We start from the raw sequence: 7,075 nt of genomic DNA, 5'->3' as shown, positions 1-7,075 counted from the left end.
CAACGGCGCACAGCGGGTCTTGACCTTGCGCGTCTGCGCGATGAGTAACCGATGGCAGCTGGTACGCCAACACATTGAACCCTTCAACACGGCCAGGGCGGCGTAGCGACAATTTGGGTTGCACCCTCCGACTTCCTCCGAATATATTAACTCCTCAATAGTACTTACCCCAGCATTGCCAGCACCCGACGTGCTAGCATATAACTGTACCCAGCTACGAGATTGGCATAGCGCTGATGATGTTTATCAACGCGGGTAAGTATATACATTACAAGATTTTCTTGACGAAAACGATGGAAAAACGCGTTCCGAAATTATCTATCAGAGGGGTGTTCAAATTATCACTAAAACAGTCGCAGGAGTATCCGTTGAAATTGCCAGACTTCCTTATGGACCTAGAATTCGATATATAAGAGACCCTTTGAATCCAGATATTGTCATTAATTTACGACATATGCTGGTAGTTGGCCCCCAAGGGAGTACAATTGGTGAGAGCTTAGAAATTATACAATGGTTGAGTAGTGATCCTGCGGTGAATTCTAGTGCTGGCAACCATCAGGATTATTACTCAAACAGACTAGGATATGATTTTGTCTTCTACTATGGAGCAGATTTTACTCCTAACGGGTTAGGAATAAATTATCTATTCTATTTGAAAGCTTATCTAACTAACCCTTTGTATAGATCTAGGAATGTTGATCCAAAATTTGTTAATCAACGTTGTCCATAGAGGAATTTTCTTTATCAATAAAATTTTATACAAATTTTATTGATAAATCATTATAATTTATTATGATACTATAGGAACCGCAAATATCACTCTAAAAACTCCTCTCTTTTTACATTGTGTTTTACCACAATACTTTTCGGTTTATGGCAATTCGTCCTCGTTGGTTTGCAGTAACCCTATCCGTGTTGCTAGGGTTATTCATGTTGTTGGCCATAGGAGCTGCTTCAGTCTATTTCATCTTCTTTTCTGGGGCCGAAGCGCGCCTGGGAAAGGCAAACGCGCTTAATTCCTATAAGGTAAAGAAAGGCATGAGCAAGCAAAGAGCGTTGCACATCATGGGACCTCCTAAAAAAACAGAAACCCGCTTAACGGATTCTAGTACGGTGTATCTGTACACGACTGCGCCCCTTGCCTCCCATGAAATTGCTATTGTAGTGGGTCAAGACAGCTTGGTTGCCGCAGTCTACCATGGGTACTAATGTGCGTGTGCACAGAACTACGGGCACGTACTACACCGAGCGCCCGCAAAAACTAAAGTGCTATAGCCAGAGTTAGCGCTCTATGCACATCACCCTTCGCACTTCCGTCGCGCAGCCGCCCGCGCAAGTATTGGCCGGCTTCACGCGGGAGCTGTTTCTGGCCCTGGCACCGCCGTTTCCGAAGCTCAACCTGTTGCGCTTCGACGGCTGCCTGCGCGGCGACCAGGTAGAAATTGAGCTGGTAAGCGGGCCGCTGCGCCAGCGCTGGACCAGCCTGATTACGGACCACGGCCAGCTGCCCGACGGCACGCTCTACTTCGTGGATGAAGCCCAGACCGCTCCCGCGCCGTTGCGCTACTGGCGGCACCGCCACCTTATGGAGCCCGGCCCGAACGGGGGCAGCACTATTGTCGATGCCATTGAGTTTCGTACGGCCTCGAAGGTGCTGGACGCGCTGCTGTACCCGGCCATGTGGGCCCAGTTTGCGTGGCGGCGGCCCATCTACCGGCGCGTGTTTGGGGCACCGGCACCGGCTTACGCGGGCTGAGGCACGGCTTAATACCTGAGCTGAGTGTGCGGCCCGGGGAAAGCCAGCCGAAATAAGCCCGGCCATGAACCCATGTTCCGCCGGCGGCCACAGGACTTTGCCGTACCTTTGCGCTTTCTTGTGTCGTCTGAATTTCTGCTGTATGCCCGCCATTGTCACTCTCAAATCCGGTAAAGATCATTCCCTGCGTCGTTTCCATCCGTGGGTGTTTTCGGGGGCCATTGCCCGGTTGCAGGGGGAAGTAACGGAAGGCGAAGTGGTGCTGGTGCAGGCGGCTAACGGCGAAGTATTGGGTATGGGCCACTACGCGCCCGGCTCCATTGCGGTGCGCATGCTCGATTTCGGACCGGAGGCGGCCCTGCCCGACGCCGCGTTCTGGGAAGCAAAACTCAGGAATGCCTACCAGCTGCGCCAGAATCTGGGCCTGACCGGCAGCGGCAATACCAATGTGTTTCGCCTGGCCCACGCCGAGGGCGACGGCATGCCCGGCCTCATCATCGACGTGTATGGTGATGTGGCAGTTATTCAGGCCCACAGCGCCGGCATGTATCAGGCCCGCCCCCAGATTGCCGCCGCCTTGCAGGCAGTGCTGGGCGATAAGCTGCGGGCTATCTATGACAAGAGCGCCGAAACCGTGCCAGCCAAAGCCGCGCCGGACGCTCAGAACGGCTATTTGCTTGGTCAGAGCACAGGCTCCGAGCACGTTGTATATGAAAACGGGCAGCCATTCGCCGTTGATTGGGAGACGGGCCAAAAAACCGGCTTTTTCATCGACCAGCGCGACAACCGCCAGCTGCTGGCCCGCTACGCGCCCGGCCGCCGCGTCCTGAATACGTTCTGCTATACGGGCGGCTTCAGCTCCTACGCCTTGCAGGCCGGGGCCGAGTTGGTACATTCCGTGGATAGCTCCAAGCGCGCTATCGAGCTGACGGAGCGCAACGCGGCCCTGGCCGAAGCAGCAGGTGCCCCGGCCGGTCGGCACGAAGCCTATGCCCAGGATGTGTTTAGCTTCATGAAAGGCAGCCAGGAACAGTACGACCTCATCGTGCTCGACCCACCCGCGTTTGCCAAGCACCTTTCGGCCCGCCACAACGCGCTGATGGGCTACAAGCGCCTGAACGCGGCCGGCATTCGGCAGATTGCGCCGGGCGGGCTGCTGTTCACGTTCTCCTGTTCGCAGGTGGTCAGCGCCGAGCTGTTTGAGGGCGCGGTGCTGGCCGCTGCCATCGAAGCCGGCCGCCCGGCCCGCATTCTGCACCGCCTCACCCAGCCCGCCGACCACCCGGTGAGCCTGTTTCACCCCGAAGGTGCCTACTTGAAAGGACTAGTGCTGGCCGTGGAATAAGCAGCCCAAATGGCTGTTCCGTACCGTGCTTCCCGCGGGGGTTGCGGCAAGTAGCTTCCCGTACTGGGGAGCGGCCTTGGCTGCGTGGCATCCGCGCGCGAACTGACAGTATGGCTACCAAAACGGCTCAGCTGTTGGCCCCGGCACCATGTTTTCGGGTTGCGCGCTCAGAACAATTTGCCGGGCAGTTTGTGGAAGATAGTACCAGTCCTCTCTACGCGTCGAAAAGCATGCTGCTACACGTGGCAACTACTGCGCTGAAGGCTAGAATCTCACTGAGCAACTCGTAATCATCCTTGGCGCGCAAACCTAAAACCAGCAGTTCCCTCAAACAGTCTGCTGCCATCATCGGGGCCGGCATTGCCGGCATTGCTACCGCCGTGCGGCTGGCACTGAAGGGCCACGCCGTCACGGTATTCGAGGCCCAGGGCACATTTGGGGGCAAAATGCACCAGTTCGACCTGCCCGGCGGCTACCGCTTCGACGCCGGCCCCTCGCTGTTTACGCTGCCCGCGCTGGTCGATGAGCTGTTCCGGCTGGCCGGGCGCGACCCACAGGCCCACTTCCGCTACGAGCGCCTCGACCCGATTACCCAGTATTTTTTCGCCGACGGGACCCGCCTCACGGCTTGGGCCGATGCGGCGCGGTTTGCCCAGGAAATAGAGCAGAAGCTTGGCACGCCGGCGACCGATGTGCGCACGTTTCTGGACCGCAGCGGCGCGGCCTACGGGGCCACCGAAAGCACCTTTTTGCACAAGTCGCTGCACAAAGCCAGTACCTATTTCAGTGCCGACGTGCTGAAAGCCGTGGCCGCGCTGCCCGGCCTGGGCCTCACGGGCACCATGCACCAGCGCCACGCCAGTACCTTCGCCGATCCGCGCCTGGTGCAGCTCTTCGACCGATTTGCCACCTACAATGGCTCCGACCCCTACCAGGCCCCGGCCACGCTGAGCCTGATTCCGCACCTGGAGCACGGCATCGGGGCGTTTTATCCCGAAGGCGGCATCTACAGCATTGCCCGCAGCCTAGTGGAGCTGGCCGAAGAGCTAGGCGTCGAATTTCGCTACGGCGAGCCGGTGGAAGAAATTCTCACGGCGGCCGGGCAGGTTACGGGGCTGCGCACGGCCCAGGACGTGTACGATTTTGGCTTGGTCGTCAGCAATATGGATGTGGTGCCGACCTACCGCCGCCTGCTGCCTGCCCAGCCTGCTCCCGAGCGCACGCTCAGCCAGCCCCGCTCGTCCTCCGCCCTGATTTTTTACTGGGGCGTGGCCCACAGCTTCACCGAGCTGGACCTGCACAATATCTTCTTCTCCCAGGATTACCGCCAGGAATTCCAAGCTATTTTCGAGCAGAAAACCGTGGCGGCCGACCCGACAGTCTACGTGAACATCACCTCCAAGAAAACGCCGGACGACGCGCCGGCGGGCCACGAAAATTGGTTTGTGATGGTGAACGTGCCCCACAACCAGGGCCAGGACTGGGACGCGCTAATCCAAACCACGCGCCGGGCCGTACTGGACAAAGTGGGCCGGGTGCTGGGCGTCGCCATTGAGCCGCTGATTCGGGCCGAACAGGTCTGGGACCCGCGGGGCATCGAGCAGCTTACTTCGTCTTTTGGCGGGGCGCTGTATGGCAGCAGCTCCAACAATCCGCTGGCGGCTTTTCTGCGGCACCCCAATTTCTCGGGGAAGCTGGAAGGACTGTACTTTTGTGGCGGCAGCGTGCATCCCGGCGGCGGAATCCCCTTGTGCTTGCTGTCGGCCAAAATCGTGGCCGGCCTCATCAATTAGTACTGAACGAGTAGTACTTACTAGGTAGATGCGGGCCAGTGCTTGCGTTGCGGCCCGCACTTCCTTACTTAGTACTTGCTACCTGCCAATCTTCTTCCAGTGTCTGCTTCCGAATCTACCCAACATCTGCCCGCGCCTCCGGTAGCTCCCGATACGCGCCTGCGGCGCTTACGCGTGGCGCAGGGCATCCTGCTACTCTTCCATGTCACCGGCTTCGTGGGGCTCGCCTTCTCCCAGAATCCGGCTTTCTACCTGCAGTTCGTACCGCTGAATCTGGTGCTGACGGCCGTGCTGCTCTTCGCCTTTCAGCGCGACCGAAGCTTCGCCTTCCTTAGCTTCTGCCTGACAGTCGTCGTCGTGGGTTTCTTCGTAGAAGTAGTCGGCATCCGGACCGGGAAGATTTTCGGGCAATATTCTTACGGGGCTACGTTGGGCTTCGCGTGGCTGGGCGTCCCGCTCATCATTGGCCTCAACTGGCTCATGCTGACTTATATGACTGGCATTCTGGCCCGCTATCTGCCCTTGCCGGGCTTCGTACGGGCCGTAGCAGCGGCCCTGCTTATGGTCGGCATGGATATCTGTTTGGAACCCGTAGCCGTACGCTACGACTTCTGGACCTGGGCTTATGACCTAATTCCGCTGCAAAACTTCAAGGGCTGGTTTGCGGTGGCGCTTATTCTACAGGTCTATTTCAACCGCACCGATTTTGAGAAGCGCAATCCGTTAGTGCCTTTCGTGTATCTGGTGCAGCTGCTGTTTTTTTTCGGGCTTAGCTGGTTTATTCGCTAACTTTCGTCCGCTCACTGCCTTGCCTCGCCTACTATGAGTCTTACTTTACGCGACACACTACTGGAAGAAGCCCTTCAGCTTTTTCAGACCCAGGGCATCACGAATCTGTCGTTGGAGCGGATTATGACCAAGCTGGACATTTCGCCCGCCACCTTTCGTGAGATGTTTCACGATAAAGAAGACTTGGTTCTGCAAACCATGCAGTATGATATTGAGCGGCAGAAACGAGAGCATGTCGAACTGTTTCAGCGCGTGCCTAACCCGGTAGGCCGCCTGCTGAGCCTCCTTGAGCTGGGCATCCGCGACCTGCGCAAAATTTCTTCCCCAGCCTATTTCTCCGATCTTGTGCAGCACTATCCGCAGGTCTGGGCCGTAGGTATGCAGCATCTCGAAGACTATTCCTACCCCCAGACCCACAGCCTGCTCAACGAAGGCGTAGTGCAAAAGCTGCTGCGGGGCGATATCAACATTGCGCTGGTGAGCAAAATCATCATCGAGCAGCTGAACATGGTGCTCAACGAGCAAGTGTTCCCGGCCAGTCGATACAATGTGGCCGAGGTATTCCGCAGCGTGTACCTGTATTATATCCGCGGCCTGTGCACCGATGAGGGTATCAAGGCGGCCTCCTCGTACTTCGCTCGTATGTAATAAATCACAAAAAAGGAGCCCGACGGGCTCCTTTTTTGTGGGGGTACTGAGGTTCTGCTAGCTGATGGATACGCGTACCTTTTTGGTGTACTCACGCAGGGCATCTTTAAAATCAGCGCCCGTATCCTGGATGTGGTTCAGGATGAAGATGGCGGCAAATACGTGGGTGAGCTGTTCGCCCTCGTCCTCGCCTTCCACCGCAAAGGCCGGCTGCTGCTCATCAAGCAAGGCGGCCTCGGCTTCCACCAGCGCGTCCAGCGTCTGCGATTCTACCAGACGCTTAATAGCCGGAATTTTCATAGGTCAGAGCTTAGTTCAGGCGGTTAATCAACTGCGCCACGGCTTCTTCCTTGCTGGCCGACACGGTATCAATCAGGGCACCGTCTTCGAAAATGGCAAAGAAGGGCAGGGTCGTTACGTTGGCCAGCTTCCGGGCGGCGGGGCTGGTTTCGGCGTTTACATCCAGGAAGGTAATGTCCTGATTATGCTCGGCCTCGGCCATCCGCTTGAATTTGGGCGAGAACAGCCGGCAGTTGCCACACCAGTCGGCGTAGTACTTCACGACTACTTTTTTATTGGTTTCGAGTAACTCCTGGAAATCGGCATCAGATGCTTTCGTAACGGGCATTGCAAAGAGGAAAGTGATGTAAAAAAGAATGCAGCCAGATAAGAACAGTTCTTATCTGGCTGCAAAGCTAAAGCACTTCCGCCGGAAAAAAGTTTGTCCGGGAGCGAATATTCCCG

General features: G+C 56.8%; 8 protein-coding genes. 6 read left to right on the top strand and 2 right to left on the bottom strand.

Annotation, left to right across the window (positions count from 1 at the left end; genetic code table 11):
* The first annotated feature begins 873 nt into the window (after positions 1-873).
* From E5J99_RS16115 to E5J99_RS16090, 6 genes are all read left to right on the top strand, one after another.
* A complete protein-coding gene (locus E5J99_RS16115) occupies positions 874-1,209 on the top strand; it encodes a hypothetical protein (RefSeq protein ID WP_135498841.1) in 336 nt (111 codons plus the stop codon).
* 82 nt (positions 1,210-1,291) lie between these two features.
* On the top strand, positions 1,292-1,756 hold the full coding sequence (locus E5J99_RS16110; RefSeq protein ID WP_135498840.1) for an SRPBCC family protein: 465 nt from the start codon (positions 1,292-1,294) through the stop codon (positions 1,754-1,756).
* A 142-nt stretch (positions 1,757-1,898) separates the two neighbouring features.
* A complete protein-coding gene (locus E5J99_RS16105) occupies positions 1,899-3,101 on the top strand; it encodes a class I SAM-dependent rRNA methyltransferase (protein ID WP_135498839.1) in 1,203 nt (400 codons plus the stop codon).
* 296 nt (positions 3,102-3,397) lie between these two features.
* A complete protein-coding gene (gene crtD, locus E5J99_RS16100) occupies positions 3,398-4,894 on the top strand; it encodes a 1-hydroxycarotenoid 3,4-desaturase CrtD (RefSeq protein ID WP_135498838.1) in 1,497 nt (498 codons plus the stop codon).
* Positions 4,895-4,993: 99 nt separating this feature from the next.
* Positions 4,994-5,683: a carotenoid biosynthesis protein gene (locus tag E5J99_RS16095; protein ID WP_167852180.1), complete on the top strand. Its 690-nt coding sequence runs from the start codon at positions 4,994-4,996 to the stop codon at positions 5,681-5,683.
* Positions 5,684-5,716: 33 nt separating this feature from the next.
* The gene (locus tag E5J99_RS16090; RefSeq protein ID WP_135498836.1) at positions 5,717-6,331 is read left to right on the top strand and encodes a TetR/AcrR family transcriptional regulator; all 615 of its coding nucleotides are present in this window, start codon (positions 5,717-5,719) and stop codon (positions 6,329-6,331) included.
* A 57-nt stretch (positions 6,332-6,388) separates the two neighbouring features.
* Here the strand turns inward: E5J99_RS16090 and E5J99_RS16085 are convergent, their stop codons facing one another.
* Both E5J99_RS16085 and E5J99_RS16080 read right to left on the bottom strand, forming a co-directional pair.
* Complete coding sequence (locus tag E5J99_RS16085) at positions 6,389-6,631, bottom strand: DUF6952 family protein (protein WP_135498835.1); 243 nt, start codon at positions 6,629-6,631, stop codon at positions 6,389-6,391.
* Between the two features lie 10 nt (positions 6,632-6,641).
* On the bottom strand, positions 6,642-6,959 hold the full coding sequence (locus E5J99_RS16080) for a thioredoxin family protein (protein WP_135498834.1): 318 nt from the start codon (positions 6,957-6,959) through the stop codon (positions 6,642-6,644).
* Positions 6,960-7,075: the final 116 nt, after the last annotated feature.

Source organism: Hymenobacter elongatus (assembly GCF_004745955.1).
Taxonomy (GTDB): domain Bacteria; phylum Bacteroidota; class Bacteroidia; order Cytophagales; family Hymenobacteraceae; genus Hymenobacter; species Hymenobacter elongatus.
This window is presented reverse-complemented; position numbering and strand designations above follow the sequence as displayed.